Origin of the sequence: Plantactinospora solaniradicis (assembly GCF_042658085.1) — a bacterium.
Taxonomy (GTDB): Bacteria; Actinomycetota; Actinomycetes; order Mycobacteriales; family Micromonosporaceae; genus Plantactinospora; species Plantactinospora solaniradicis.
On sequence record NZ_JBHSPR010000044.1, the window covers coordinates 1 to 25,074 of the forward strand.

Sequence of the window (25,074 nt, forward strand, 5' to 3'; positions counted from 1 at the left end):
TCAGCCGACTCCTCACCCGCGCCCTGACCAAACTCCGCGGCCAACTCGGCGAGACGTACTAAACGATCGGACTGTCACCGCGATCCGGGCCCCGGCACTGTGCCGGGGCCCGGATCATGCGTCATCCAGTAACCGTGCTGCCGTTCAGATCGGTGCGGTGAACCGGGCCAGCACGCCCGCCGCTCGACCCGGCGGCACCCCGTTCGGCGATCGGTCGCCCGGTCGCCGCCACCACCAGTGCCCGCGCAGACTCCGCTCGCCGCCGTCCCGCGGCCCTGCCGCCCGTCTCGGGGCCAGCAGGGTCTCCTCATCCGGCCGTTCTCAGCGTGTCCCGGGTCGCCGGGCGGTGCCCGGCCAGGCCGTGCCGCTATCTGCCGCCGGCCCGCAGTCCCGTGGAAACCGGCCCCTGCGGGCTTCGGTGGAGCCGCCGGCACGCCGGGGACCGCGGGCCGGGAAAGAATCTGCGCGCAATTTGTCGCTGGCCTGTCCCGAGTAGGCATCTCCGGCACAGGAAGACTGGCCGTTATTGGTACCTGGAACGTGCTTCGTCCCCTGCCGTACATATTCTGCCCTCGCCCGAAATATCGCCGCGAGCGGGCGTCACTCGGCAAGAATGGCGGAACTGTCGCCCATCTCCGCAGTTCAGGCCCATGGCGAGCGCAAATTCAGCCGCCTGAAGTGGCGTGCATCACACCCACCTCGAATCGGCGTTTCCCTTCATCGCAATGGCGGGTAGGGCTGCGGCGAACAAGAAAACACTTGCCTCAGACAAATGATTCGGGATGACGCGAGCCGCCGGACGACACGAAACGCCGGACGGCTTCAACAAAAGGGAGATGGCGACAATGAATCGAGCGACACAGACGATTGCGGGGGCGGGTCTCGGCTACCTGGTCGGCCGCCGCCGGAAGCTCCGGTTGGTACTCGTCCTGGCTGGCGCCGTAGCAGCCGGTCGACTCAGCGGTGACCGACGAGGACTCGTGAGCCGAGGCACCAAGGCGCTCGGCGGATCCGCCGAGCTGAGCCGGATCGCCGCACTGGGCGCCCCCCTCGTCGCCGCGGCCAAGACCGCTGCCACCAGCGCGGTCACCCGACGGATCGACTCGGTCAGCAGCGAACTCCGGCAGCGGGCGGACCTTCTCCGCGGACCGGACCGGACCGACGCGGACGAGCCCGCCGAGCCGACCCGCCGACGGTCCCGGGATGCCCGTGCGACAACCCGACGCGGTCGGCCGGCGGAGAGCGAGGACGGCGAGGGCGGCGAGGAGTTCGACGCCGAATCGGAGACGGGGTCGCAACGGCGGGACACCTCGGAACGCCGTGGGCGGGACCAGCGCGGAGCGGGTGGCCGCCAGCGCGCACCGGAGTCGAGGGACGCCGAGGATGACGACCTCGAGGATGACGAACTCGACGACGACGAACTCGACGAGGACGAACTAATCGACCCGCAGGCCGAAGACGACGAGCGGGAATCGGCGGCGGCGCCCCGGCAACCCGCGCGGCGCCGGACGACGACCAGCGCCCCTCCGGTACGGCGGCGGGCCCGATGAGCCCGGTGGCGAAGGCGGCGGACGCCCCGGCGAACGACGGCCGGGAAGGAGCGTCGAGCCGGTTGCGCAGCGCGCTACGCGATCTGGCAGAGGCTGCCGGCGAGCGCGTGGTCTCGGCCACGACCGACAGGATGGGCGCCGCGACCGACCGGTTCGCCAGGTACGCCGAGGGCGGGGGCCCGGGCCTCGCGGCCACCGCCGCCGGAGCGAAACGGCTGGCGGAGGGTTCCTCCCCGGTCAAGGCGGGCCTGAGCGCCGGCATGGCTGCGGCGAAGGAGCGGGTCAAGACGGCGTTGCGTCGTCGTGGCGGGAACGCGAAGAACAAGATCAAGGTCACCAACATCGTGGAGACCGTCGATGTCGGCGTGCCGCTGCGCCTCGCGTACGACAAGTGGACCCGGTTCGAGGACTTTCCCCAGTTCATGAAGAAGGTCGAACACGTCGAACGGACCTCGGACGAGGAATCGACCTGGAAGGCGCAGATCTTCTGGTCACACCGCAGTTGGCAGTCCACGATCGTCGAGCAGGTCCCCGACCAGCGGATCGTGTGGCGAGCCACCGGCGCGAAGGGGTCGGTCGACGGCGCCGTGACATTCCACGAGATCGCCCCCGAACTGACCCGCATCCTGCTGATCCTGGAGTACCACCCGCAGGGGCTGTTCGAGCGGACCGGCAATCTCTGGCGCGCTCAGGGGCGCCGGGTGCGGCTGGAACTCAAGCATTTCGCCCGGCACGTCATGACCGAGACGATCCTGCGTCCGGCCGAGGTCGAGGGTTGGCGCGGCGAGATCCGCGACGGACAGGTCGTCCGTGACTCCGAACCGTCCGAACCGTCCGGCTCGACCCGGCGTACCGGTGACCGGCGTCGGAGCGACGGCAAGGGCGAGCGGGCACGGCGCACGGGAGGAGGGCAACGATGACCGACGTCGTACGGTCGTCCGCCGGGACGGCACCGAGCCGGGGCACGTCATCGGATCTGGCCGACGTGGTGGCCATGATCCTCGACAAGGGCGTGGTGATCGACGCCCACGTGGCCGTCAGCCTGGTCGGGATCCGACTGCTGACCATTGACGCCCGGGTCGTGGTGGCCAGCGTCGACACGTACCTACGGTTCGCCGAGGCGACCAACCGGCTCGACCTCTCGGCGACCCGCGACAAGGGCCTGCCGGACCTGGTGTCAGGGCCGAAGGGCGGGCTGGTGGAGAAGGCCGGGGATGCGCTCGGCGAACTGGTGGGCGGTGCCGGCCGGGATCGGGACCGGGAACCGACGCCACGGCGCCGGCGCCGGGAGGAGGACTGAGATGCGACAGGCAGGCACGACGGATTCCGCCGGCACAGCCGAGGCCGGCAGCACCGGACAGTTCCTCTACGGGCTGGTTCCCGAGAACGTGGAGGTCACCGCGCAGGCCCGCGGCCTGGGCGATCCGCTGGGGCCGGTGACCGCGGTACGGCACGGCGAGATCGCGGCACTGGTCAGCGAGATTCCACTCGACGTACGGGTGGGCCGCCCCGACGACCTCCTCGCGTACCAGCAACTACTGGACGCCATCGCGGTGACCGCCGAGGTCCCGGTGCTGCCGGCACGGTTCGGGACGGTGCTGGCCAACCGGGAGGCGGTAACCGAGCTGCTCGCCCTGCGGCACGACGAGTACCGGGCCGCGTTGGACGATCTCGACGGCCGGATCGAGTACGTGGTGCGGGCCCGGTACGTCGAGCGGACGCTGCTGACCGACGTACTCGCCGAGAATCCGGAGATCGCCGACCTACGCGACCGGCTCCGAGGACAGCCCGAGAACACCTCCGTCGACCTGCGGATCCGACTCGGCGAACTCATCCACCTGGCGGTGGAGGCGCGTCGGGCGGTCGACACCGAGCGGCTCGTCCGGGCCCTGGCTCCGTCCTGCCTGTCGAGCGTGCCACAGCCGGCACGCCACGAACAGGACGCCGCTCGGGTGGCGTTCCTGGTGGAAGGCCGTCGATCGGGCGATTTCGAGGACGCCGTGGCGGCGCTCGCCGAACGGTGGCAGGAGCGGGCGACGGTACGCCTGATCGGGCCGGCGGCGCCCTGGGACTTCGTCGGGGGCGGGTCCTCGGCGGAGATGGATCCAGGATGTTGACCGCGCTGCTGACGCTGCCGCTGATCCCGCTTCGCGGTGTGACGGCCCTTGCGCGGGTGCTGCGGACCCAGGCGGAACGCGAACTCTACGACCCGGTCCACCTGCAGCGTCAATTGGAGGAGCTGGACGAGGCGGCCTCGGCCGGCGAGATCTCGGCCGGAGAACTCGCGCGGGCACAGCAGCGGATCCTCGAACGCCTGATCGGCTGACTACCGGCGGGACAGCAGGAAGGAGAGTGACATGGCTAGCGGCGAAAGCGGCGCCGACCGCGCCAGCCGGCGCCGGAACAGCAGAATCAGCAGGAGTGGACGGCACGACGACGACCAGCAGGACACCGAATACCGGGACCACGACGACTACCCCGATGACGACTACCCCGATGACGACTACCCCGCCGACGAGCCCGACGACGAGCCCGACGACGGACCGGACGACGAGCCCGACTTCGAACCGGACGACGATCGGAGCCCGCGGGCTCGGCGCCGGACCGGAGGAACGGTGTCCGCACCGGTCGCGGCCCGCAGCGGCCTGCGGCACGTCGCCGAGTTGACCGGCAAGCCGGTCACCGGCGTCACCTCGCTCGACCGTACCGAGCACGGCTGGCTGATCGGTGTCGAAGTGGTCGAGGACCCGAGGGTGCCGTCCTCGGCGGACATCCTCGCGGTCTACCAGACCGAACTCGACGTCGACGGTGACCTGCTCGGCTACCGGCGGACCCGACGGTACGCCCGTGGTCGCGGCGACAGTGGTGGCGGTGCGGGATGACCGGCATGTCGAATCCTCAGCCGACATTCGGCCCCGGTTACGGCCCGTTGGCGCCCGGACCCGGACGTGGCCCGGCGGCGAGCAGCGACGCGGGCAGCCTCGCGGACATCCTGGAGCGGGTCCTGGACCGAGGTGTGGTGATCGCCGGCGACATCCGGGTGAACCTGCTCGACATCGAACTGCTGACGATCAAGCTGCGCCTGGTGGTCGCCTCCGTCGACACCGCCCGGCAGATGGGCATCGACTGGTGGGAACACGACCCGTTCCTCGGCGGCCGGCCGCAACGCTCGGTCGAGCCCGACCGCCGTCAACGGGCCCGGCCAGCGCCTGAAACCGACCGGACGAAGCGCGACGCGGAGCGGACGGACCGTGGAACGGAGGAGTATCGGTGACCGACGATCGTGGCGTCTGGGTACACGCGATGACGCGGGGCCTGCGGGACGAAGGGTTGGTCGGGGTGAGCGGGGCGGGCGGCTCCCCGGTCCGGACGGTGCAGGTCGGTGGGCTCGTCGCGGTGGTGGCCGACGTGGACCTCGACGACTACGGCGAGGCGGCGCTGCGGCGCAACCTCGGCGACCTGGCCTGGCTCGAGTCGGCGGCCACGGCCCACCACCGGGTCGCCGAGGCCGTCTGGCGACACGGACCCGTCGTGCCGACCCGGCTCGGCACCGTCTACCGGGACGAGGCGGCCCTCCGCACCGAACTGGCCGACCGACGGGTCGATCTCACCGCCACCCTCGACCGGCTCGCGGATCGGACCGAGTGGGGCGTCAAGGCCTACGCCAGCCGCGATCGGCGGCCCACCGGACAGCCGGACGACGCCGACGGCGCCAGCCCGGCCAGCACCGGTGTCGGTACCGACTACCTGCGCCGGCGCCGGGCGCGGCTCGCGGCGGGTGAGGCCACCGCGCGGGCGGCGGTGGACAGCGCGGAAGCGGTCCACACGATGCTGACCCGGTACGCCGAGGCGGCCCGGCGCCACCGCCCGCAGGATCGTGGCCTGAGCGGCGTGCCGGACTGGATGGTGCTCAACGGCGCGTACCTGGTCCACGCGGAACGGGGAGCGGAGTTCGGCGAGCTGGTCCGGACGCTGGGTACCCGGTACCCGGGGCTCCGGCTGGAGCTGACCGGACCGTGGCCGCCGTACTCGTTCGCCACCCTCGGACAGGGGGAGTCGACGTGACGGGCCGGTCCGGGTCGGACCTGGTCGACTCGCGTCCGGTCGCCCTGGTCGACCTGCTCGACCGGGTACTGGCCACCGGAGTGGTGGTCAGCGGTGAGCTGGTGCTGTCGATCGCCGACGTGGAGCTGGTGCACATCTCGCTGCGGGCCCTGCTCGCCTCGGTACGGGCGGCCGGGGCAGGGCCCGTGGAAGGCGGTACGCCATGATGCGCGGCGAGGAGGAGCCGCGGCCGCCGGGATCCCGGATCGAGGTGGACCAGGCCGGCGTCGAGCGTGGCCTGGCGAGCCTGGTACTGACGATCGTCGAGTTGCTGCGCCAGCTCATGGAGCGGCAGGCGCTCCGCCGGGTCGACCAGGGTGATCTCAGTGCGGAGCAGATCGAGCGGGTTGGCGCCACGCTCATGGCGCTGGAGGAACAGATGGTCGAACTCCGGGAACACTTCGGCCTTGCTCCGGAGGACCTCAACCTCGACCTCGGGCCGCTCGGCCCGCTCCTGCCCCGGGACTGAACGGCGCTGTACGGCTCGGCGCGCCGGGGATGCAATCCCGGTGCCCGACGCTGGTGCCCTCGTCCGTTCGACGGATGCCGGTGCGAGACTGGCGGCGTGCCGTTCCCCGAACCCGCCTCCGACCTGCCGGTCCGGCACGTCCTGCCCGCGCTCGCCGAGGCGGTACGCACCTCCGGTGCCGCCGTCCTGGTCGCGCCGCCCGGCGCCGGCAAGACCACCCTCGTTCCACTGGCCCTGATCGACCAGGTGGACGGGCGGATCGTCATCGCCCAGCCGCGTCGGGTCGCGGCCCGGGCCGCCGCCCGTCGGATGGCGGAACTGCTCGGCGAACGGGTCGGCGACACCGTCGGGTACGCCGTCCGGGGCGAGCGGCGCGGCAGCGCCCGGACCCGGATCGAGGTGGTCACCACCGGCCTGCTGGTGCAGCGGCTGCAACACGATCCCGAGCTGGCCGGCACCGGTGCGGTGCTGCTCGACGAGGTGCACGAGCGCCAACTCGACGCCGATCTGGCGCTGGCGTTCACGATCGAGGTGCGGGCCGCGCTCCGCCCCGATCTGCGGCTGTTGGTGATGTCCGCGACCGCGCAGGAGGAACGGCTGGCAGCGCTGCTCGGCGGACCGGCCGGGTCGGCACCCGTACTGCGGGCCGAGGGGCGGGCCCATCCCGTCGACGTGGTCTGGGCTCCCCCGCCGCGCCCGGTGACCCCGCCACACGGGTTGCGGGTGGATCCCCGGCTGCTCGACCACGTGGCGGCCACCGTACGGCGGGCCCTGGCCGACCAGGACGGGGACGTGCTCGTCTTCCTCCCCGGCGCCGGGGAGATCGGCGGTGTCGCCGCCCGCCTGACCGGGCTACCCGGGACCGTCGACGTGGTCAGCCTGCACGGCCGGCAGTCCAACGCCGAGCAGGATGCCGCACTGCGTCCGGCCGTCGACCGGCGCCGGATCGTGCTCGCCACCGCCGTGGCGGAGACCAGCCTGACGGTTCCGGGCGTACGGGTGGTGGTGGACGCCGGGTTGAGCCGGGTGGCCCGGACCGACCTGGCCCGGGGCCTGGGTTCCCTGGTGACGGTGCCGGTCTCCCGGGCGGCGGCGACGCAGCGGGCCGGACGCGCCGGGCGGGAGGCGCCGGGCCGGGTCTACCGGTGCTGGTCGGCGATGGACCACGAGCGGCTGCCCGCGCAGCCCGAACCGGAGATCGCGGTCGCCGACCTCACCGCGTTCGCGCTGCAACTCGCGTGTTGGGGACATCCGGACGGCGTCGGCCTCGCGCTGCCGGACCCACCGCCGGTCGCCGCCATGCAGGTGGCCCGGGAGACCCTCGACGCGCTCGGTGCGATCGAGCCGGACGGCCGGGTGACCGGGCGCGGCCGGGCCATCGCCGCGCTCGGTGCCCATCCGAGGCTGGCCCGGGCGCTGTTGGACGGGGCCGGGGCGCTGGGACCAGGCCGGGCGGCCGAGGTGGTGGCGGTGCTCTCCGAGACGACTCCCGGCGACGACCTGGTGGCGGGCTGGCGCCGGCTGCGCTCCGGTACGGACGCCGCCACCAACCGGTGGCGTACCGAGGTGAAGCGGCTCCGGGCCGGCCTGACCGAGTTACCCGATCGGCGGGATGCCGGACGGGGGAGCCGGCGGGCCGTACCGGAGTTGTCGGACGATCTGGCGGCCGGGCTGCTGGTCGGGCTGGCGTACCCCGAACGGTTGGCCCGGGTCCGGCAGGCCGGCGGCAGCACGTACCTGATGGCCGGCGGCACCGCGGCGGACCTGCCGCCCGGGTCCCCGCTGGCCGGGACCGAATGGCTGGCGATCGCCACCGCGGACCGGGCGCCCGGTCGGCGCAGCGCGACCATCCGGCAGGCGGCGGTGATCGACGAGGCCACCGCACGCGAGGCCGGCGCCGCGCTGCTCCGCCGGGAGCAGGAGATCGCCTGGTCCGGCGATGACGTGGTCGCCCGCGAGACCGACCGGCTCGGCGCGATCGTCCTGCTGGACCGCCCGCTGGCCCGACCGGACCGGGCGCTGGTCGCCGCCGCGCTGCGGGACGGGTTGCGGCAGGTCGGGTTGTCCCTGCTGACCTGGACCCCGGAGGCCCAGGCCCTGCGGGCCCGGCTGGCGTTCTGCCGGCACGCGCTCGGCACCGACTGGCCGGACATGGCCGACGCGGCGCTGCTCGGCCGGGCCGAGGAGTGGCTCGGGCCCGAACTGGCGGGTGCCCGTCGGCGGGCGGACCTGGCCCGGATCAACGTTCCCGCCGCGCTCCGCCGGCTGGTGCCCTGGGCCCAGGCGGCCCGGCTGGACGAGCTGGCCCCGGAACGGCTCGCCGTGCCGAGCGGCTCCCGCCACCGGGTGGACTACACCGATCCGGCCGCGCCGGTGCTGGCGGTCAAACTCCAGGAGACCTTCGGTTGGCAGGACGTGCCCCGGATCGCCGACGGACGGGTGCCGGTCCTGCTGCACCTGCTCTCCCCCGCCGGCCGTCCGGTCGCGGTGACCCGCGATCTCGCGTCCTTCTGGCAGACCGGCTACCCGCAGGTACGCGCGGAGCTGCGCGGACGTTACCCCCGGCACCCGTGGCCGGCCGATCCGACCGAGGCGGAACCGACCCGACGGCTCCAACCACGCCGCCGCTAGTCCGGCGGGGCGTTCAGGCGCTGTCGATGATGTCCGCGACCACGACGGTGATGTTGTCCGGTCCGCCCGCCCGCAGGGCGAGGTCGACCAGCCGCTGTGCACAGGCGGCCGGGTCGGGGTATCCGAGCAGTGCCTCCGCCAGGGTGTCCGCGCGGACCACATTGGACAGTCCGTCGCTGCACAGCAGCCACCGGTCACCCGCCTCCGGCACCAGCGTGGTGTAGGTGGGAGTGACCGCTTCGCCCTGGAGCGCCCGGGTGACCACGGCCCGCCGGGGATGGCTGCTGGCCTCCTCGGGGCTGATGACCCCCTCGTCGACCAGCATCTGCACGAAGGTGTCGTCCCTGGTCAGTTGGGTCATCGTGCCGCCACGCAGCAGATAGGCCCGGGAGTCGCCGACATGCGCCAGCGCGAGGCAGGTCCCGGTACGGGCGAGCAGCAGCGCGGTGAGCGTGGTGCCCATCCCCTGCCGTTCCGGATCCTCGGCAACCGCGGCCCGGATACCGGCGCTCGCGGTGTCGATCGCCCCCTGCAACGCGGCGACCAGCCCTTCCTCCGGCGTCTCCACGTCCAGCGGATGGATCGCCTCGATGGCGATGGTGCTGGCCAGGTCCCCGGCGGCCATGCCGCCCATGCCGTCGGCCACGGCGAGCAGCCAGGGTCCGGCATGCACGGAATCCTGGTTCGCGCCCCGGATCAGGCCCCGGTCGCTCACCGCCACGGATCGCAGCTTCAGGCTCATGGCAGGCAGCCTGCCAAAAAGATGGCCAGAATGCTTGCAGTAGATCACCGACCGGCCGGAGTGGCGATCTAAATTTACCGTCCGTCGCGATGGGGATCACCGACCGCCGACCATTCCGGTGCCGGTCGCCGGCTCCGCACCACCCCGCCAGGGCGAAGGCAATCCAGGGTGGTCGATTGACATGCCAGAAACGGGCTGGCAACATCGGCTCCGTATTGGGAGCGCTCCCACCGTTACTTCCGATTCTCCGCCGCGCACCCCCGCGATTCGCCGCATCCGGCGGCCCCCGCCCGGAAGGACTCCCCGTGACCCGACCCCGCCACCACCTGCGTCGACGCCGACGCGCGCTCACCCTGCTCGCCACGGCCGCCCTGCTACTGGGCAGCGGCGCGACCGGCGCCAGCGCCAGGCCCGCCGAGGCCCAGGCAGCCACCGAACACATCGTGAACGGCACCTTCACCGACTCCACCGCCCCCTGGTGGTCCACCGAGAACCTTCCGCTCGCGGTCGTCGACGGGCAACTCTGCGCGGAGGTGCCCGGCGGGCTGGCCAACCCGTGGGACGCCAGCCTCGGCCACAACGCCATCCCGCTGGCCGACGACGCCAGCTACGCCCTGACCTTCCGGGCCTCGGCCAGCGCACCGGTCACGGTCAAGGCCAACGTGCAGCTCAACGAGGACCCGTACACCACGGTGTTCTCCCGGGACGTCGCGCTCGACGCCACGGCCGAGGAGTTCGGGTACGAATTCTCCGGCAGCCTCGACTCGACCAACGGAACGCTCACGTTCCAACTCGGCGGCGCCGCCGAGGCGTACACGTTCTGCCTCGACGACGTCTCGTTGAGCAGCGACGCCTCGACCGGGCCCCCGGGCGGGGCGGAACAGGTGGAGAACGGAGACTTCGCCGACGGCACCTCCGGCTGGTACTCCTACGGCACCACCTCGACCGGAGTCACCGACGGGCGACTCTGCTCCGCCGTACCGGGCGGACTGGCCAACCCGTGGGACGCCGGAGTCGGGCAGAACGACGTGGCGCTGCTGGCCGGGGAGACGTACGCGCTCTCCTTCGACGCCTCCGCCGAGCCCGGCGCGACCGTCCGGGTGGCGGTGCAGCTGGGCGCCGATCCGTACACGTCGTACTTCGCCGAGGACGTGCCGCTGACCGGGGAGGTCCAGCACATCGAGCGGACCTTCACCGCCACCGAGGACACCAGCCTCGCCCAGGTCGCCTTCCAGGTCGGCGGCAACGCCGACGGGTACGAACTCTGCCTGGACAACGTCTCGCTGCTCGGCGGCGAGGAGGAACCGCCGTACGTGCCGGACACCGGGCCGAGGGTCCGGGTGAACCAGGTCGGCTACCTACCCGCCGGACCGAAGAACGCCACCATCGTCACCGAGACCACCACGCCGCTGCGCTGGGAACTGAAGTCGGCGGCCGGCGCGGTGGTGGCCAGCGGCCAGACCACGCCACGCGGCGTCGACGCCGCCTCGGCCCAGAACACGCACAGCGTCGACTTCTCCGGGTACCGCACCCCGGGCAGCGGCTACACCCTGAGCGCCGACGGGGAGACCAGTCATCCGTTCGACATCTCGACCGACGTCTGGAAGCAGCTCCGCTCCGACTCGCTCCAGTTCTTCTACATCCAGCGCAGCGGCATCGCCATCGACGGTGCCCTGGTCGGCGCGGAGTACGCCCGTCCGGCCGGACACCTCGGCGTGGCGCCGAACCGGGGCGACACCGACGTGCCGTGCCAGCCAGGGGTCTGCGACTACCGCCTCGACGTCCGGGGCGGCTGGTACGACGCGGGCGACCACGGCAAGTACGTGGTCAACGGCGGCATCGCCACCTACCAGCTGCTGAGCGCGTTCGAGCGGACCAAGACCGCACCCACCGGCGGTGGTGGTGCGGCTCTCGGCGACGGCACGCTGCGGGTGCCGGAGCGCGCCAACCAGGTGCCGGACATCCTCGACGAGGCCCGCTGGGAGCTGGAGTTCCTGCTCCGGATGCAGGTGCCGGCCGGCAAGCCGCTGGCCGGGATGGCACACCACAAGATCCATGACCGGAACTGGACCGGACTGCCGCTCCAGCCGGAGGACGACCCCGAACTGCGGGAACTGCACCCGCCGTCGACGGCGGCGACGCTGAACCTGGCCGCCACCGCCGCCCAGTGCGCCCGGCTCTACGCCCCGTACGACGCGGCGTTCGCCACCCGCTGCCGGACCGCGGCCACCACCGCGTACGCGGCGGCCAAGGCCAACCCGACCCGGTACGCCGACCCGCAGGACGGCAACGGCGGGGGTTCCTACAGCGACAGCGACGTCAGCGACGAGTTCTACTGGGCCGCCGCCGAGCTGTACCTGAGCACCGGCACCCAGTCCTATCTGGACGACCTGACCGCGTCGCCGCACCACACCGACGACGAGGTCTTCGCCCCGAACGGATTCGGTTGGGGTAGCACCGCCGCGCTCGGACGACTGGACCTGGCCACCGTGCCGAGCAACCTGCCGGTGCTCGACCGGGACCGGCTCCGCGCCTCGGTGGTCAGCGGCGCCGACGGCTACCTGGTGACCGCCCAGACCCAGGCGTACGGCCTGCCGTTGCCGGGCAACCCGGGCAGCTACTTCTGGGGCGGCAACAGCAACATCATCAACAACGCCGTGGTGCTCGCCACCGCCTTCGACCTGACCGGGGTGGCACGCTACCGGGACGCCGCGGTGCAGGCGATGGACTACATCTTCGGCCGCAACGCGCTCAACCAGTCGTACGTGACGGGTTGGGGCGAGAACGCGTCGGAGAACCAGCACAGCCGGATCTTCGGCAACCAGTACGACGAGTCGCTGCCGAACCCGCCGGCCGGGTCGATCGCCGGTGGTGCGAACGCCAGCCTGGACGACCCGTTCGCGGAGCAGTTGCTCGAGGGGTGCGCGCCGCAGTTCTGCTACGTCGACGACATCGCCTCGTACGCGACGAACGAGGTGGCGATCAACTGGAACTCGGCGCTGGCCTGGATCGCCTCGTTCCTGGCCGACCAGGGCGGCGCCACCACCACCCCGGCCGCCTCGGGTTGCCGGGTCACCTACACCAACTACGGCACCTGGGCCGAGGGTGGCGGGTTCACCGGGCAGGCGACCATCACCAACACCGGTACGACCCCGATCAACGGTTGGACGCTGAGCTTCGCGTTCACCGGCGACCAGAAGATCCGGGATGCCTGGATGGCGAAGGTCACCCAGGCGGGTGCCCGGGTGACCGCGCGGAACGAGTCGTACAACGCCCGGATCATGCCGGGCAGCAGCCAGATGTTCGGCTTCAACGCCACCACCACGGCCGGCCCGAACCCCGACCCCGGCCTCTTCACCCTCAACGGCGCGCCCTGCGGCTAACCGGATCCGCCGGTTAGGAAGGGCCCCTTCTTATACAGAAAACGATAAGAAGGGGCCCTTCCTTTCACTTCAGCCAGTCGAGGAGGCGGTCGGATTGCTGCCAGACGGTCAGGGCGGAGAAGACGCCGAAGAGGAGGACGGACCAGATGAGGGCGACTACGCGGTAGGAGCGGGGGCGGATCTGGGTGGGGAGGACGCGGCGGTTGAGAATGAGCAGCAGGATCGAGTAGAAGAACATCATCAGGCCGCCGACGCAGGCGGAGATGACCAGCAGGATCAGCGGCTGGTCGAATCCGGCGAGCAGGACGACGCAGCCGATGCCGACGAGCCCCCAGACCAGCGCGAAGTAGATCCGGCTCTCGGAGAACCGGCGCAGGTACGCGGTCTTGAGCACATCGGCGGCGAGCCGGCTGGTGTAGTCGACGATGCCCAGCGCGGCGGCGAACAGCGACAGGGCCCCGACCACCCAGAACAGGGTGCCGAACCAGGGCCCGACCAACTCCTTCAGCCGCTCCCCCTCGACCTGGAGGAACGAGACGCTGTTGGCCAGGCCGGGCACGCCGTACACGGTGGAGTAGGCGAGCAGTGACGTCAGCACGATGGTGACGAACGAGATCAGCACGAAGGTGACCAGCTGCTCGCGGTTCGCCAACCGCCACCACCGGTGCCACCGGGTCAGGTTCTCCTCGGTCGGCTCGAAGACGAACCCGGCCGAGTCCGGTGCCGCCTCCTCCCGGCCGGTGACCGGGCTGACCAGGCGGGGCACGTACTTGCCCATGCCATAGCCCTTGTCCCGGATCCAGTTGGACTGCACGAGGTTCTGTCCACCACCGGCCCCGGCGAAGACCAGTGCGGAGAGAATCAGGGCGAAGCCCAGCTCGGTGGGGAACTCCGGCGCGGTGACCGTACGGGGCAGGTCGCCCCAGGCGCTGGCCGAGATGGCGAAGATAACCGCCACCACGATGAAGACCAGCACGAGGCCGACCTTGACGAACTCGATCCGCTCCAGCGCGGTGTAGACCACCGGTGCCAGGGTGAGCGTCGCGCCGATCACCAGCAGCATGCCGACCGCGATCCAGGTCGCGTCGCCGCCGAAGAGGTACGTCACCATGGTGGCGGAACTGGAGGCCCAGCCGGGCCAGAGGTTGGCGAAGTAGACCATGATCGCGAAGACCAGTCCCCAGTGCCGCCAGAACCGGGAGAACCCGGTCAGCGCGGTCTCACCGGTGGCCAGCGTGTACCGCTCGATCTCCATGTTCAGGAACCACTGGGTGACGATGCCGACCGCGGCCGCCCAGAGGAACACCAGCCCCACCTGCGAGGCGATGTACGGAAAGAGGATGAACTCGCCGGACGCCAGCCCCACACCCGCCGCGATCACGCCGGGGCCGATGACCGACCACTGGGAACGGGGTGCTGCTGGTAACTCCCGGACGGATACGCCGGGCAGGTGCTTTGTCGGGAACCGGTCGGCGGCGGTCTGCGTCATTGCGACCTCCAGGGGGACGGAGTACCGGCCAACGGGCGCCCCGAGACCGGATCTGAGATCAATTCGCAGTGGTCGTGGTGAATGGATCATCTGTCAACATGGACGATGTGACAACCGATCAGCTCGTCATCCGTGCCGGCGATCCGGGGGACGTCGCCGCCGTGCTCTCCCTGCTCGACGGCGCGACCCGCTGGCTGGTGGCGCGGGGACGTACCGGGCAGTGGGGCAGCGCATCCCACTCCGGCAATCCCCGGCGGGTCGCCCAGGTCCGGCGGTGGGCCACGGACGGCGACCTCTACCTGGCCGAACGGTCCGGCGTCCCGGTCGGCGCCATCGTGGTCGGCGACGCCGTGCCGCACGTGCCGCGGGCGACCGAACCGGAGCTCTACGTCAACCTGCTGGTGACCGACCGGGCCCACGCGGGAGAGGGGATCGGTGGCCGACTGCTCGACCATGCCGAGGAACTCGCCCGCGAGCAGGGCCTCGGACTGCTGCGCGTCGACTGTTACGCGGGCGACGACGGAGCCCTGATCCGCTACTACGAGAGCCAGGGCTTCACCGCGACCGAACCGTTCACCGTGCAGCTCGTCAACCGGCTCTGGCCCGGCCAACTGCTCGAACGCCGGCTGGCCTGAGTACCACCCGGATGACCCGGCGGCACCCCGATCGCGGTCGTCGCGGGCAGCCGCGGGCCGCCAACGGAGATGCCGGCCCCCTCGCCTGGTCAACCGCGCCGGTCGCCGGTCGTGGCGACCCCGACGCCGGTCGACTTCAGCTCGGGTAGGACCTTGGCGCCGAACGCGTCGATGAAGGCGTCCTGCTCCTGCCCGACGTGGTGCAGGTAGATCTCGTCGAAGCCGAGTTCGACGTACTCCCGCAACCACTGCGTGTGCCGGCCCAGGTCGGCGGAGATGTTGACCACCTCGGCGACCCGGTCCGGCGTAACGGCCGCCGAGACGGTGTCGAAGTGGTCGGTCAGCTCCAGATCCCAGCAGACCGGCGGGTCGAACACGTTGCTGCGCCACTGCTCGTACGCGATCCGGGCCGCCTCGTCCCGGTCCGGCGCCCAGCTCAGGTGGACCTGGAGGGCGAGCCGGCCCCGGCCCCCCGCCTCCCGATAGGCGTCGATCATGCGGCGCAGCCGGGGCAGCGGCGCGTTGACCGTGATGAGCCCGTCGGCCCAGTCGGCGCACCAACGGGCGGTCGACTCGCTGACCGCCGCGCCCACCAGGGCCGGTGGGTGCTCCGGGCGGGTCCAGAGCCGGGCCCGGTCCACTGTGACCAGTCCGTCGTGGCTGACCTGCTCGCCGTCGAGCAGCGCCCGGATCACGTCGACGCACTCGCGGAGCCGGGCGCTCCGGATCTCCTTGCGGGGCCAGCCCTGCCCGGTGATGTGCTCGTTGCTCGCCTCACCCGTGCCCAGCGCCGCCCAGAACCGTCCCGGGTACATCGCGGCGAGGGTGCCGATCGCCTGCGCGATGATCGCCGGGTGGTAGCGCTGGCCGGGGGCGTTCACCACGCCGAGCGGCAACGAGGTCGCCTGGAGCGCGGCGCCCAGCCAGGACCAGGCGAAGCCGGACTGGCCCTGCCGGGAACTCCACGGCGAGAAGTGGTCGGAGGACATGGCCGCGTCGAAGCCCGCCTCCTCGGCCCGCACGACGGCCCGCAGCAAATCGGCGGGGTGGATCTGCTCGTGGGATGCGTGGATGCCGAACATCGTCATGGCGGTCATCCGTACCCCGTTGACCCACGCCCGATACCCGGAACGCCGGTCGATGTTCCTTTCCGGGGAATTCCTACGTGCTGTGTGGCGCCCCGGCGGACTCCTACTCGCTGTGGGCGCCGGCTCCCGGGCCGGCAGCGCCGCCCTCGCCCACCCAGACCGCCTTCAGGTTGCAGAACTCCCGGATCCCCTGCGCCGACAGCTCCCGGCCGTAGCCGGAGTTGCCCACCCCGCCGAACGGCAGTTCCGGGTACGAGGTCGTCATGCCGTTGATGAACACCATCCCGGCGTCGAGGTCGGTGGCGAAGCGCTCCTGTTCCGCCGGGTCCCGGGTCCAGGCGTTGGAGCCCAGCCCGTAGTCGGTGCCGTTGGCCAACTCGATCGCCTCGTCGTACGACGAGACCCGGTGCAGCGCGGCGACCGGGCCGAAGACCTCCTCGCCGTACATCCGCATCGCCGGGGTCAGGTCGGTGACCACGGTCGGCGGGTACCACCAGCCGGAACGGTCGGGGCGCTGCCCACCGCAGAGCACCCGGGCGCCCTGCCGCACCGCGTCCTGGACCTGCTCCTCCACCTCGGCACGGCCCCGCTCGGTCGCCAACGGGCCGATGTCGGTCTCCTCCGCCATCGGATCGCCCACCCGCAGTGCCGACATCCGGGCCACGAAGGCGTCCGTGAACGCGTCGAAGACCTCGGTGTGCACGATGAACCGCTTCGCCGCGATGCAGGACTGGCCGTTGTTCTGGCACCGGGCGACCGTGGCCACCTCGGCGGCCCGCTGCACGTCGGCGGAGGGCATCACCACGAACGGATCACTGCCGCCCAGTTCGAGGACGGTCTTCTTGATGTGCTGTCCGGCGATCGCCGCCACCGAACGCCCGGCGCCCTCGCTGCCGGTCAGGGTCGCGGCCCGGACCCGGGGGTCGGCGAGCACCCGCTCGACCGCCGCCGACTCGATCATCAGGGCCTGGAAGGCGCCGACCGGGAACCCGGCCCGCCGGAACAACTCGTCCAGGTAGAGCGCCGTCTGCGGCACGTTCGAGGCGTGCTTGAGCAGCCCGACGTTGCCAGCCATCAGGGCCGGCGCGGCGAACCGCAGCACCTGCCAGAGCGGGAAGTTCCACGGCATCACCGCCAGCACCGGGCCCATCGGGTGGTACCGGCTGTACGCCCGGGTGGCGCCGATCGCCGCCGCGTCGGCCGGCTCGTCGGCGAGGAACCGCTCGGCGTGTGCGGCGTAGTACCGGCAGGCCATCGCGCACTTGGTCACCTCGGCCTTGGCCGAGGCGTACGTCTTGCCCATCTCCGTCGTCATCATCCGGGCGACACCGTCGCGCTCGACCTCCAGCAGGTCCGCGGCGGCGGTCATCCAGCGGGCCCGGTCGGCGAAGGTCGTCGTACGCAGCGTGTCGAACCCGGCCGCCGCCCGGGCGAGTACGTCCTCCACCTGCTGGTCCGTCATCTCGTCAAAGGTCTTGAGCACCTGACCCGTGCTCGGGTCGATGGTGGCGATCGACATCTCGTACTCCCTACGGATCGGCGGGTCTGGCGGCGGATCACTCGAAGAGGGAGTGGCGGGTCCCCGGCGGCTCCTCGCGGCGCCGCGCGGCCCGACGGCGTTGCACCACCACCAGGTCCACCACGGCCGCCAGGGCGAGGACGCCGAGTATCGCCGCCAGCACCGGTTGGTCGGCCCGAGCCGCCAACACACCGAGCACCACGCAGATGACCAGGCCGAACGAGGCCAGTACCAGGCGCAGGTTGAGCGCGCTGTACGGGCGCCCCACCGTCCCTTTCGCCCCACGGGGCTGAGGTCTCGCGGCCATTTCGCCGAACTACCCGGTATGGGCGCCGGCTAACCTGCGCCGGGTGGGGTAAGAAGAAGACCATGACGACTGGTCCGACTCCTCCCGAAAGTCACGCCGACCTGCTGGCCCGCCCGCTCTACGCACATCTGGCGACCGTCCGGCCCGACGGCGGGCCGCAGAGCAACGTGATGTGGTTCGCCTGGGACGGCGCGCGGATCAGGATGACGCACACGAAGCGACGGCAGAAGTTCCGCAATCTCCAGCACGACCCCCGGATCGCCCTCTCGATCGTCGACCCCGACGACCCGTACCGCTTCCTCGAGGTGCGTGGTGTGGTGGAGAAGATCGAGGACGACGACGAGGTGGCGTCGTTCTACCGGTCGCTCCAGGAGCGCTACAGCAACATCTACGACATCAACGACGCGCCGGTCCGGGTGATCATGACCATCCGGCCGGAGAGCTTCGTCGCGGTGACCGGCGGCCAACCCGCGCCGAGCCGCTGAGCCCGGGACCGGCCTCGACGGGGCGCGTCGCCGGGACCTCGACCCGACGCGTGCCGGGCGCCCTGCGTGGGCGCGTCCGGGCGGCTGTCCGGTTCCCGTCATGTCGCGGAATCGGGGCCGTCGGGGGCGGCGCCGAGGGTTCCTGCGCGGCGACGGCGCCGCGTACAGTTACGGAGCGATTGCTGTCCGCTCCGTACAGGAGAAGCATGTCCAGACGTTGGACCGCCGCCGTCACCGCCGTGCTCGCGGCCTTCGCGCTGGCCTGCGACGGTGCCCAGGGCGGCGGCGGTAGCCAACCCGGTCCCCCGGCCCAGTCGCCCCGACCCGGCCTGCCCACCTCGATGGCCGCGCTCGGCGACTCGATCACCGCCGGTTTCGGTTCCTGCCTGACCCTGGCCACCTGCCAGCGCAACTCCTGGTCGACCGGGGACGGGGTCCGGGTCGAGAGCCTGTACCGACGGCTGCGGGAGGCCAACCCGGCGATCCGCGGCAAGGCGCACAACGAGGCCGTCGGCGGAGCCCGGGTCGCGGGCCTGGCCGGCCAGGCCAGGGACGCGGTACGGGCCAAGGTGGACTACGTGACCGTACTGATCGGAGCGAACGACGCCTGCCGGGGCGGGATCGACGACATGACCAGTGTCTCGGCGTTTCGGAAGAGCCTCGACAGCGGCCTCGCGGCGCTGAAGAAGGGACTGCCCAGGGCGCGGGTACTGGTGGTCAGCATCCCGGACCTGTACCGGCTCTGGGAGGTCGGGCACACCGACGACCGGGTGGTGCGGGTCTGGCGGGACCGGGTCTGCCCCGCGCTGCTCGCCAACGCGGCCTCGACGGCACCGGCCGACCGCACCCGTCGGTCGACGTTCCGTGCCCGGATCGACGCCTACAACCAGCAACTGGCCGCCGCCTGCCGGGCCTACGGCTCCCGATGCCGCTACGACGGCGGTGCGGTGCACCGGGTCCGGTTCGGCCTGGACCTGGTCAACCGGTTGGACTACTTCCACCCGAACGTGGCCGGTCAGAACAAGCTGGCCGAGGTGACCTGGCGGGCATCCGGCCTGGCCGGCCGAGCGGACTGATCGCGGCTACGACTCCGGCATCGTCGCCGGTGGTGGCGGCATGATCGCCGGCCGCTGCCGGTAGAGCTCCTGGGAGCGGGCCGCCAGATCCTTGGTGGCCGACGAGTTCGCCCAGGTACCCAGGATGATCGCGGCTCCGGGAACCGCCTTGGCGAAGAGCCGCTTCGCGGCCCGGACCCCGGCCATCTGCGCCAGCTTCAGACCCAACCGCAGCATCGCCTTCCGCAACGGCGTCTCCGACCGGCCGAGCATCGCGCCGGCCCGTTCCCGACCGGCCGCCACGCCGAGCGCCAGCCGCGCCGTCTGGGCGATCTTGTGCACCCGCTGTAGCACCAGCAGGTCGGTGGCCCGGTCGGCGTGCTCCGGATCGTGCCCGTACGCCGCCGCGACGTGCAGGACCATCCGGGCCTGGGTCCAGGCCAGCACACCCATGTCGAGGACCGCACCGGGCAGGCCGGCGGCGCCCGAGATCGCCCCGGAGAGCTGCGCCCGCGTGACGAACTTGCGGATCGCCACCTCCGCCACGCCGTCCGGCGACAGGTCGGGATAGTACGCACGGGTCCGCTCGACCCAGGCCCGGGCCTCGGGGCCGAGCCGCCGTACCGCCTCCAGCGCGAGGTGCTCCGGTGCGTACTGCGGATCGGCCTTCATCCGTTCCCACAACCCGCTGGGCGGCACCGCCGCCGGGTCCTGGTCGACGGACTTCGCCGGGTCCTGGTCGACGGACTCCGCCGAGTCCTCCTCGGCGCCCGGCCGGGGAGCCGGCGCGGGCGACGTACCCGGACCGGTGCCGGGTGCCGGGCCGGGGTCGGCGGCCGACGGCGAAAGATCGGGCGACGGGACCGGCGAGGCGGTTCCACCGCCGGCCGATGAGGACTCGGTCACGGGACACGCTCCGGAGCTGAGTTGGGGGACGACTCAGGGTACGACCACCGGCGCGACGGCCGGCGGAACGATCAGCGGCGACCCCGCAGCCGGGCCATGATCTGGCGCATCCGATGCTGGTTCGACGGCTTGGCCATCTCGCGACGACCCCGATCGAGAAGTTGCCGGCCCTTGGGCGACCTGAGGAACATTTGGATCCGCTGCACCAATGACGCCATTTCGATCCTCCTGTTGTGGTCCTGCACCAGGTTTACCCGATTCGGCGCTCCGTCACACCGGCCGACGCACAACCCGGTCCCGGACCTCCATCGTGGCCCCACCGATCAAGCCGCCCGGGATCACCGCCACGACGGCACGAGCGCCTCGACCACCTCGGTCGCCTCACCCTCGTGCTTGGCGTAGTGCTCCGGGTACGCCGAGACCTGCACCGCCTGTGCCGCCTCGGTCAGCCGCATCCGCTCCCAACCGGGTACCCGGCGCAGTGCGTCGAAGAACTGCGCCGTCGCGTACGCCGGGTCCATCAACCGGTTGACCGGTCCCCATCCGCTGCTGGTGCGCTGCTGGAACAGCCCGACCGAGTCGTGGTCCCAGCCGCTCCCCTGGTGCGGGTAGCGCTTGGATTCCGGCAGCACCTCGCTGGCCCGGTTGAGCAGGTTGCTCTCCTGCATGGCGGTGGCCACGCCGATGACCAGTGCCCGGCGCGGCATGCCCATGTCCCGGCCGGTCCGCACGATCGCCCGGGCGTTGTCCATCTGCACCGCGGACAGCCCGGCCACCGGGGCGGCGTCGACCAGTGGCGAGCCGGCGGAGTCGTCCCGGTCCGAGCCGGAGGGCTGGGACGAGCCGCCGGCTCCGGAGCGGTCGCGTTCGGCCGATCGGCTCGATCGGTTCGGGGAGTCGTCACCGGGCGACCGGGTCGGCCGGGACAGTGCCACCCGGTCGTCCGGGTTGGCCGTACCGGCACCCGCCGGGCCGTCCGGCTGGCCGGTCGCGTCGACCACGGCGATCAGCCCCAGGCAGCAGAGCACCCCGGCCACGACGGCGACCCGGGCCGGACGCCGTACCCCGAGGGGGATCCGCAGGCCCGTGCGGGCGGCCAGGGCGTTGGCGCGGGCGGCGAACCGGTGGGCCCACGGCGCGGCCAGTCGGACGGCCCGGCGCAGCACCCGCTCGGCGGCCCGGAAGGCCGCGAACCGCCGCGCGCGGGCCAGCACGGGCCGGACGGCTCCGGCGGCGGCCCGCCGCAACACCGACCCGCGGGCGCGCAGCCGAGCCAACCCGGGCTGGACGGCGTGCCGCAACCGGGCCGATCCGGTCCGGACGAGAGCCCAGAGCCGGGCGAGCAGGAGGGTCAACCGGAGCAGGGCGGTGTTGGTCGGTCGGCTCGGTTCCGGCGGGGATGCCGGGTCGGTGGAGGGAACCTCAGCCGATCGGACAGTGCCGGGCTTGGCGGCGTTCACGGTCTCAGAACGGTCGTCGTCAGGCATCCGACGAGGCTAGGCAGCCAAACACCCGACTACAGCGAGTCAGCGAGTGGGCCTGCCCACAATTGTCGACTGACCAACCGGTCAGCGACCCGCAGGCGTGGGCGGCGCCGGCCAACCCGGGCAAGGCCGACATCTCGGGGAAGTCACGTTTTACACATCAGGCCGGCATTTACCTTCGAAACAACCGTCACCGAACGCGACCCCGGCCCCCTCCCCCGATCGGAGGATCCGGTACCCGGCCGGTCGGCTCCCCACCCGCTGCCCGAACCGGGCCGTGCCGTGAGACCGTGGGTCATGGCACAGGTCACCGGACCGGTAACCCGACGAGAGCTCCGTCGCCTGCCCAAGACGAACCTGCACCTGCACCTCACCGGCTCGATGCGGGCGAGCACCCTGGCCGAGCTGACGGACCGCTACGGGCTGCCGCTGCCCGACCCGCTGCCGACCGGCGCCGTACACGGCTGGTCGGCGTTCCAGGGCCGGTACGACCTGGCCCGCGCGGCGCTGCGTACCGCGGACGATCTTCGCCGGGTGGTCGCCGAGGCCGCCCTGGACAACGCCACCGAGGGCGGTGGCTGGCTGGAGATCCAGGTCGACCCGACGACGTACGCCGTCCGGCTGGGCGGGCTGGAGCCGGTGGTGGAGGCGGTGCTGGCCGGGGCCGCCGGTGGCCGTACCGGAGTGATCCTGGCGGCCAGTTGGGCCGGACCACCGGAGCAGGCCGAACGGGTCGCCCGGATCGCGGCCCGGTACGCCGGAGCGGGCGTGGTCGGCTTCGGGCTCTCCAACGACGAGCGGCGGGGCCGGGTCGCCGACTTCTCCCCGGCGGTCCGGACGGCGACCGACGCCGGGTTGCTCGCGGTCCCGCACAGCGGCTTCTACGAGGCCGCCTGGCACGTCCGCGAGTGCGTGACGCTGCTCGGCGCGCACCGCGTCGGCCACGGGCTCACCGCCGTGGCCGACCCGGCGACCCTCGAACTGCTCGCCTCCCGGTCGGTCGCGATGGAGGTGTGCCCCAGCTCATACCCGCCGTTCGGGGTCACCGCGGACCTGGCCTCGACCCCGCTGCGCGCCCTGCTGGCCGCCGGCGTGCCGGTGGCGCTCGGTACGGACGACCCGCTGCTGTTCGGCACGGGCCTGCTCGACCAGTACGTGCTGGCCCGGGACGTGCTGGGCTGTACCGACGAGGAACTGGCCGGGTTGGCCCGGGGATCCATCTACGCCTCGGCCGCCCCGTCGGAGGTCCGGACGGCGATGCTGGCAGGTGTCTCCGAGTGGCTCGGTGGAATGGACCAAGATAGCGGCAGCGTTTCCTACATCGGGGCGCCGTCCGCCATGGGCGCGTCCCGGCGTACCCCGTTGAGGAGGTCCTGACCGGTGCTCGACCCGAACGAGCTCTACCAGCTCACCGATGACCTGCCCGAGTTGGGTCAGCCGGTGCTGATCCAGGCGCTTTCCGGCTTCGTCGACGCCGGAAACGCGACCCGGCTCGCCCGGGAACACCTCGCGTCGACGCTCGACTGCCGGACGATCGCCACCTTCGACGTCGACCAGCTGCTCGACTACCGGTCCCGCCGGCCGACGATGATCTTCGTCGAGGACCACTGGGAGCACTACGAGCAGCCGAAACTGGAGCTGCATCTGCTGCACGACGACGCTGGCACGCCGTTCCTGCTGCTCTCCGGCCCGGAACCGGACTTCCAGTGGGAACGGTTCATCGCGTCGCTGACCGGCCTGATCCGCCGGCTCGGAGTCCGGCTCACCCTCGGGCTCAACGCCATTCCGATGGCCGTGCCGCACACCCGACCGATCGGGGTGACCGCCCACGCCACCCGCCCGGATCTAATCAGCGGCTACGAGTCCTGGCTGCAACGCATCCAGGTGCCGGGCAGCGCCGGCAACCTGCTGGAGTTCCGCCTCGGCGAGCAGGGCCGCGACGCGCTGGGCTTCGCGGTCCACGTGCCGCACTACGTGGCCCAGACGGAGTACCCGGGCGCCGCCGAGCTGCTGCTGACCTCGGTGTCCCGGGCCACCGGGCTGCTGCTGCCCACCGAGACGCTGCGGACCGCCGCCGAGGCCGTACGCCTCGACATCGACCGCCAGGTGGCGCAGACCGACGAGGCCACGTCGCTGGTGCACGCGCTGGAGGAGCAGTACGACGCCTTCACCCGTGGCCGGGGCGGACCGAACCTGCTCGCCAACCAGACCGGGCCGCTGCCGACCGCCGACGAACTCGGCGCGGAGCTGGAGCGGTTCCTCGCCGAGCAGGGCCGCCCTGGGGACACGCCGGGCAACTGATCCCGGCGGTCGGCAACCCGGCGCTGCGTTTCGCGCGGCGGCGCCCGATCCGGCAGGCTGGGCACATGCGTCTGGCGACCTGGAACGTGAACTCGGTCAAGGCGAGGTTGCCCCGGCTGCTGGCCTGGCTCGCCGACACCCGACCCGATGTCGTCTGCCTCCAGGAGACGAAGTGCCCGGACGGGGCGTTTCCGGTCGACGAGGTCGGCGAGCTGGGCTACTCGGTGGCCAGCCACAGCGACGGCCGCTGGAACGGGGTGGCCATCCTGTCCCGGGTCGGGCTGGACGACGTCGCGGTCGGTTTCGCCGACGAACCCGGCTTCCCGGAACCGGAGGCCCGGGCGATCTCGGCGACCTGCGCCGGGGTACGGGTCTGGTCGATCTACGTGCCCAACGGGCGGATCCCGGACTCTCCGCACTACGAGTACAAGCTTGCCTGGCTGGCGGTGCTGCGCGACGCGCTCGCCGCCGAACTGCGGACCGGCCGACCACTGGTGGTCTGCGGTGACTACAACGTCGCGCCGACCGACGCCGACGTGTGGGATCCGGCGCTGTTCGTCGGCTCCACCCACGTGACCCCCGCGGAGCGGCAGGCGCTGGCCGACCTCCGCGCCCTCGGCCTGGCGGACGTCGTACCGACGCCGATGAAGGGGCCGCACCCCTTCACGTACTGGGACTACCGGGCCGGGATGTTCCACCAGAACAAGGGCATGCGGATCGATCTGGTGTACGCGACGGCGTCGTTCGCCGGAGATGTCCGCTCGGCGTACGTCGACCGGGAGGCCCGCAAGGGCAAGGGTCCGTCCGACCACGCCCCGATCGTGGTGGACGCCGGAGCGGACGGCGACCACCCGCCGCTGCCGGAGGGGCTGGATCCGGTACGCCGGTAGCGATCACGTCACGACGGTGCTCCGAGTGGTCGGTCC

The 25,074-nt window shown here is 72.0% G+C and carries 26 protein-coding genes; 18 read left to right on the top strand and 8 right to left on the bottom strand.

Annotation, left to right across the window (positions count from 1 at the left end):
• The first annotated feature begins 845 nt into the window (after window positions 1-845).
• The 11 genes from ACFP2T_RS35380 (at window position 846) to hrpB (ending at window position 8,754) form a co-directional block, all read left to right on the top strand.
• A complete protein-coding gene (locus ACFP2T_RS35380; protein ID WP_377429612.1) occupies window positions 846-1,550 on the top strand; it encodes a hypothetical protein in 705 nt (234 codons plus the stop codon).
• Window positions 1,547-2,470, top strand: a complete 924-nt coding sequence (locus tag ACFP2T_RS35385) for an SRPBCC family protein (protein ID WP_377429614.1) — start codon at window positions 1,547-1,549, stop codon at window positions 2,468-2,470. The genes ACFP2T_RS35380 and ACFP2T_RS35385 overlap by 4 nt, the downstream gene beginning before the upstream one ends.
• On the top strand, window positions 2,467-2,850 hold the full coding sequence (gvpJ, locus tag ACFP2T_RS48185) for a gas vesicle protein GvpJ (protein ID WP_465264283.1): 384 nt from the start codon (window positions 2,467-2,469) through the stop codon (window positions 2,848-2,850). Before ACFP2T_RS35385 ends, gvpJ begins: the two co-directional genes overlap by 4 nt.
• Before the next feature lies 1 nt (window position 2,851).
• Entirely contained in the window at window positions 2,852-3,667 is an 816-nt protein-coding gene (locus tag ACFP2T_RS35395) for a GvpL/GvpF family gas vesicle protein (protein WP_377429616.1), read from the top strand.
• Complete coding sequence (locus tag ACFP2T_RS35400) at window positions 3,661-3,876, top strand: gas vesicle protein GvpG (protein WP_377429617.1); 216 nt, start codon at window positions 3,661-3,663, stop codon at window positions 3,874-3,876. The genes ACFP2T_RS35395 and ACFP2T_RS35400 overlap by 7 nt, the downstream gene beginning before the upstream one ends.
• A 31-nt stretch (window positions 3,877-3,907) precedes the next feature.
• Window positions 3,908-4,432 carry a gas vesicle protein GvpO gene (gene gvpO / locus ACFP2T_RS35405; protein ID WP_377429619.1) on the top strand — a complete coding sequence of 175 codons (525 nt, stop codon included), beginning with the start codon at window positions 3,908-3,910 and terminating at the stop codon, window positions 4,430-4,432.
• A 5-nt stretch (window positions 4,433-4,437) separates the two neighbouring features.
• Window positions 4,438-4,824, top strand: coding sequence for a gas vesicle protein (locus tag ACFP2T_RS35410; RefSeq protein WP_377429621.1), 387 nt, complete (start codon window positions 4,438-4,440; stop codon window positions 4,822-4,824).
• Window positions 4,821-5,615 carry a GvpL/GvpF family gas vesicle protein gene (locus tag ACFP2T_RS35415; RefSeq protein ID WP_377429623.1) on the top strand — a complete coding sequence of 265 codons (795 nt, stop codon included), beginning with the start codon at window positions 4,821-4,823 and terminating at the stop codon, window positions 5,613-5,615. Before ACFP2T_RS35410 ends, ACFP2T_RS35415 begins: the two co-directional genes overlap by 4 nt.
• Window positions 5,612-5,821 (top strand): gas vesicle protein, encoded by a 210-nt coding sequence (locus tag ACFP2T_RS35420; protein WP_377429625.1) that lies wholly within the window; start codon window positions 5,612-5,614, stop codon window positions 5,819-5,821. Before ACFP2T_RS35415 ends, ACFP2T_RS35420 begins: the two co-directional genes overlap by 4 nt.
• Window positions 5,818-6,123: a gas vesicle protein K gene (locus ACFP2T_RS35425; protein ID WP_377429627.1), complete on the top strand. Its 306-nt coding sequence runs from the start codon at window positions 5,818-5,820 to the stop codon at window positions 6,121-6,123. The genes ACFP2T_RS35420 and ACFP2T_RS35425 overlap by 4 nt, the downstream gene beginning before the upstream one ends.
• Before the next feature lie 96 nt (window positions 6,124-6,219).
• Window positions 6,220-8,754: an ATP-dependent helicase HrpB gene (gene hrpB / locus ACFP2T_RS35430; protein ID WP_377429628.1), complete on the top strand. Its 2,535-nt coding sequence runs from the start codon at window positions 6,220-6,222 to the stop codon at window positions 8,752-8,754.
• Window positions 8,755-8,767: 13 nt separating this feature from the next.
• Here the strand turns inward: hrpB and ACFP2T_RS35435 are convergent, their stop codons facing one another.
• Window positions 8,768-9,496, bottom strand: a complete 729-nt coding sequence (locus tag ACFP2T_RS35435) for a PP2C family protein-serine/threonine phosphatase (protein WP_377429630.1) — start codon at window positions 9,494-9,496, stop codon at window positions 8,768-8,770.
• Window positions 9,497-9,801: 305 nt separating this feature from the next.
• On the opposite strand from ACFP2T_RS35435, the gene ACFP2T_RS35440 reads away from it, so the two are divergent.
• Window positions 9,802-12,879 (top strand): glycoside hydrolase family 9 protein, encoded by a 3,078-nt coding sequence (locus tag ACFP2T_RS35440; protein ID WP_377429631.1) that lies wholly within the window; start codon window positions 9,802-9,804, stop codon window positions 12,877-12,879.
• Window positions 12,880-12,943: 64 nt separating this feature from the next.
• On the opposite strand, the gene ACFP2T_RS35445 is transcribed toward ACFP2T_RS35440, so the two are convergent.
• A complete protein-coding gene (locus tag ACFP2T_RS35445) occupies window positions 12,944-14,368 on the bottom strand; it encodes an Nramp family divalent metal transporter (RefSeq protein WP_377429633.1) in 1,425 nt (474 codons plus the stop codon).
• A gap of 98 nt (window positions 14,369-14,466) precedes the next feature.
• Here ACFP2T_RS35445 and ACFP2T_RS35450 point away from each other — a divergent pair, with 98 nt between their 5' ends.
• Window positions 14,467-15,003 (top strand): GNAT family N-acetyltransferase, encoded by a 537-nt coding sequence (locus tag ACFP2T_RS35450; protein WP_377429635.1) that lies wholly within the window; start codon window positions 14,467-14,469, stop codon window positions 15,001-15,003.
• An 89-nt stretch (window positions 15,004-15,092) separates the two neighbouring features.
• Here the strand turns inward: ACFP2T_RS35450 and ACFP2T_RS35455 are convergent, their stop codons facing one another.
• The 3 genes from ACFP2T_RS35455 to ACFP2T_RS35465 all read right to left on the bottom strand — a co-directional run bounded on the left by ACFP2T_RS35455 (window position 15,093) and on the right by ACFP2T_RS35465 (window position 17,917).
• Window positions 15,093-16,091: a TIGR03885 family FMN-dependent LLM class oxidoreductase gene (locus ACFP2T_RS35455; RefSeq protein ID WP_377429846.1), complete on the bottom strand. Its 999-nt coding sequence runs from the start codon at window positions 16,089-16,091 to the stop codon at window positions 15,093-15,095.
• Window positions 16,092-16,194: 103 nt separating this feature from the next.
• Complete coding sequence (locus tag ACFP2T_RS35460; protein ID WP_377429637.1) at window positions 16,195-17,610, bottom strand: NADP-dependent succinic semialdehyde dehydrogenase; 1,416 nt, start codon at window positions 17,608-17,610, stop codon at window positions 16,195-16,197.
• A 37-nt stretch (window positions 17,611-17,647) separates the two neighbouring features.
• Window positions 17,648-17,917, bottom strand: a complete 270-nt coding sequence (locus ACFP2T_RS35465; protein WP_377429639.1) for a DUF6343 family protein — start codon at window positions 17,915-17,917, stop codon at window positions 17,648-17,650.
• Window positions 17,918-17,979: 62 nt separating this feature from the next.
• On the opposite strand from ACFP2T_RS35465, the gene ACFP2T_RS35470 reads away from it, so the two are divergent.
• The gene (locus ACFP2T_RS35470) at window positions 17,980-18,402 is read left to right on the top strand and encodes a PPOX class F420-dependent oxidoreductase (RefSeq protein WP_377429641.1); all 423 of its coding nucleotides are present in this window, start codon (window positions 17,980-17,982) and stop codon (window positions 18,400-18,402) included.
• A gap of 206 nt (window positions 18,403-18,608) precedes the next feature.
• Window positions 18,609-19,478 carry an SGNH/GDSL hydrolase family protein gene (locus ACFP2T_RS35475; protein ID WP_377429643.1) on the top strand — a complete coding sequence of 290 codons (870 nt, stop codon included), beginning with the start codon at window positions 18,609-18,611 and terminating at the stop codon, window positions 19,476-19,478.
• 6 nt (window positions 19,479-19,484) lie between these two features.
• On the opposite strand, the gene ACFP2T_RS35480 is transcribed toward ACFP2T_RS35475, so the two are convergent.
• The 3 genes from ACFP2T_RS35480 to ACFP2T_RS35490 all read right to left on the bottom strand — a co-directional run bounded on the left by ACFP2T_RS35480 (window position 19,485) and on the right by ACFP2T_RS35490 (window position 21,850).
• On the bottom strand, window positions 19,485-20,363 hold the full coding sequence (locus ACFP2T_RS35480) for an EcsC family protein (protein ID WP_377429645.1): 879 nt from the start codon (window positions 20,361-20,363) through the stop codon (window positions 19,485-19,487).
• 71 nt (window positions 20,364-20,434) lie between these two features.
• On the bottom strand, window positions 20,435-20,581 hold the full coding sequence (locus ACFP2T_RS35485; protein WP_377429647.1) for a hypothetical protein: 147 nt from the start codon (window positions 20,579-20,581) through the stop codon (window positions 20,435-20,437).
• 120 nt (window positions 20,582-20,701) lie between these two features.
• Window positions 20,702-21,850, bottom strand: a complete 1,149-nt coding sequence (locus ACFP2T_RS35490) for a hypothetical protein (RefSeq protein WP_377429648.1) — start codon at window positions 21,848-21,850, stop codon at window positions 20,702-20,704.
• A gap of 294 nt (window positions 21,851-22,144) precedes the next feature.
• Here ACFP2T_RS35490 and add point away from each other — a divergent pair, with 294 nt between their 5' ends.
• The 3 genes from add (at window position 22,145) to ACFP2T_RS35505 (ending at window position 25,038) form a co-directional block, all read left to right on the top strand.
• Window positions 22,145-23,224, top strand: coding sequence for an adenosine deaminase (gene add / locus ACFP2T_RS35495; RefSeq protein ID WP_377429650.1), 1,080 nt, complete (start codon window positions 22,145-22,147; stop codon window positions 23,222-23,224).
• Between the two features lie 3 nt (window positions 23,225-23,227).
• Window positions 23,228-24,148, top strand: coding sequence for a proteasome assembly chaperone family protein (locus ACFP2T_RS35500; protein ID WP_377429652.1), 921 nt, complete (start codon window positions 23,228-23,230; stop codon window positions 24,146-24,148).
• Window positions 24,149-24,213: 65 nt separating this feature from the next.
• Window positions 24,214-25,038, top strand: coding sequence for an exodeoxyribonuclease III (locus tag ACFP2T_RS35505; RefSeq protein ID WP_377429655.1), 825 nt, complete (start codon window positions 24,214-24,216; stop codon window positions 25,036-25,038).
• Window positions 25,039-25,074: the final 36 nt, after the last annotated feature.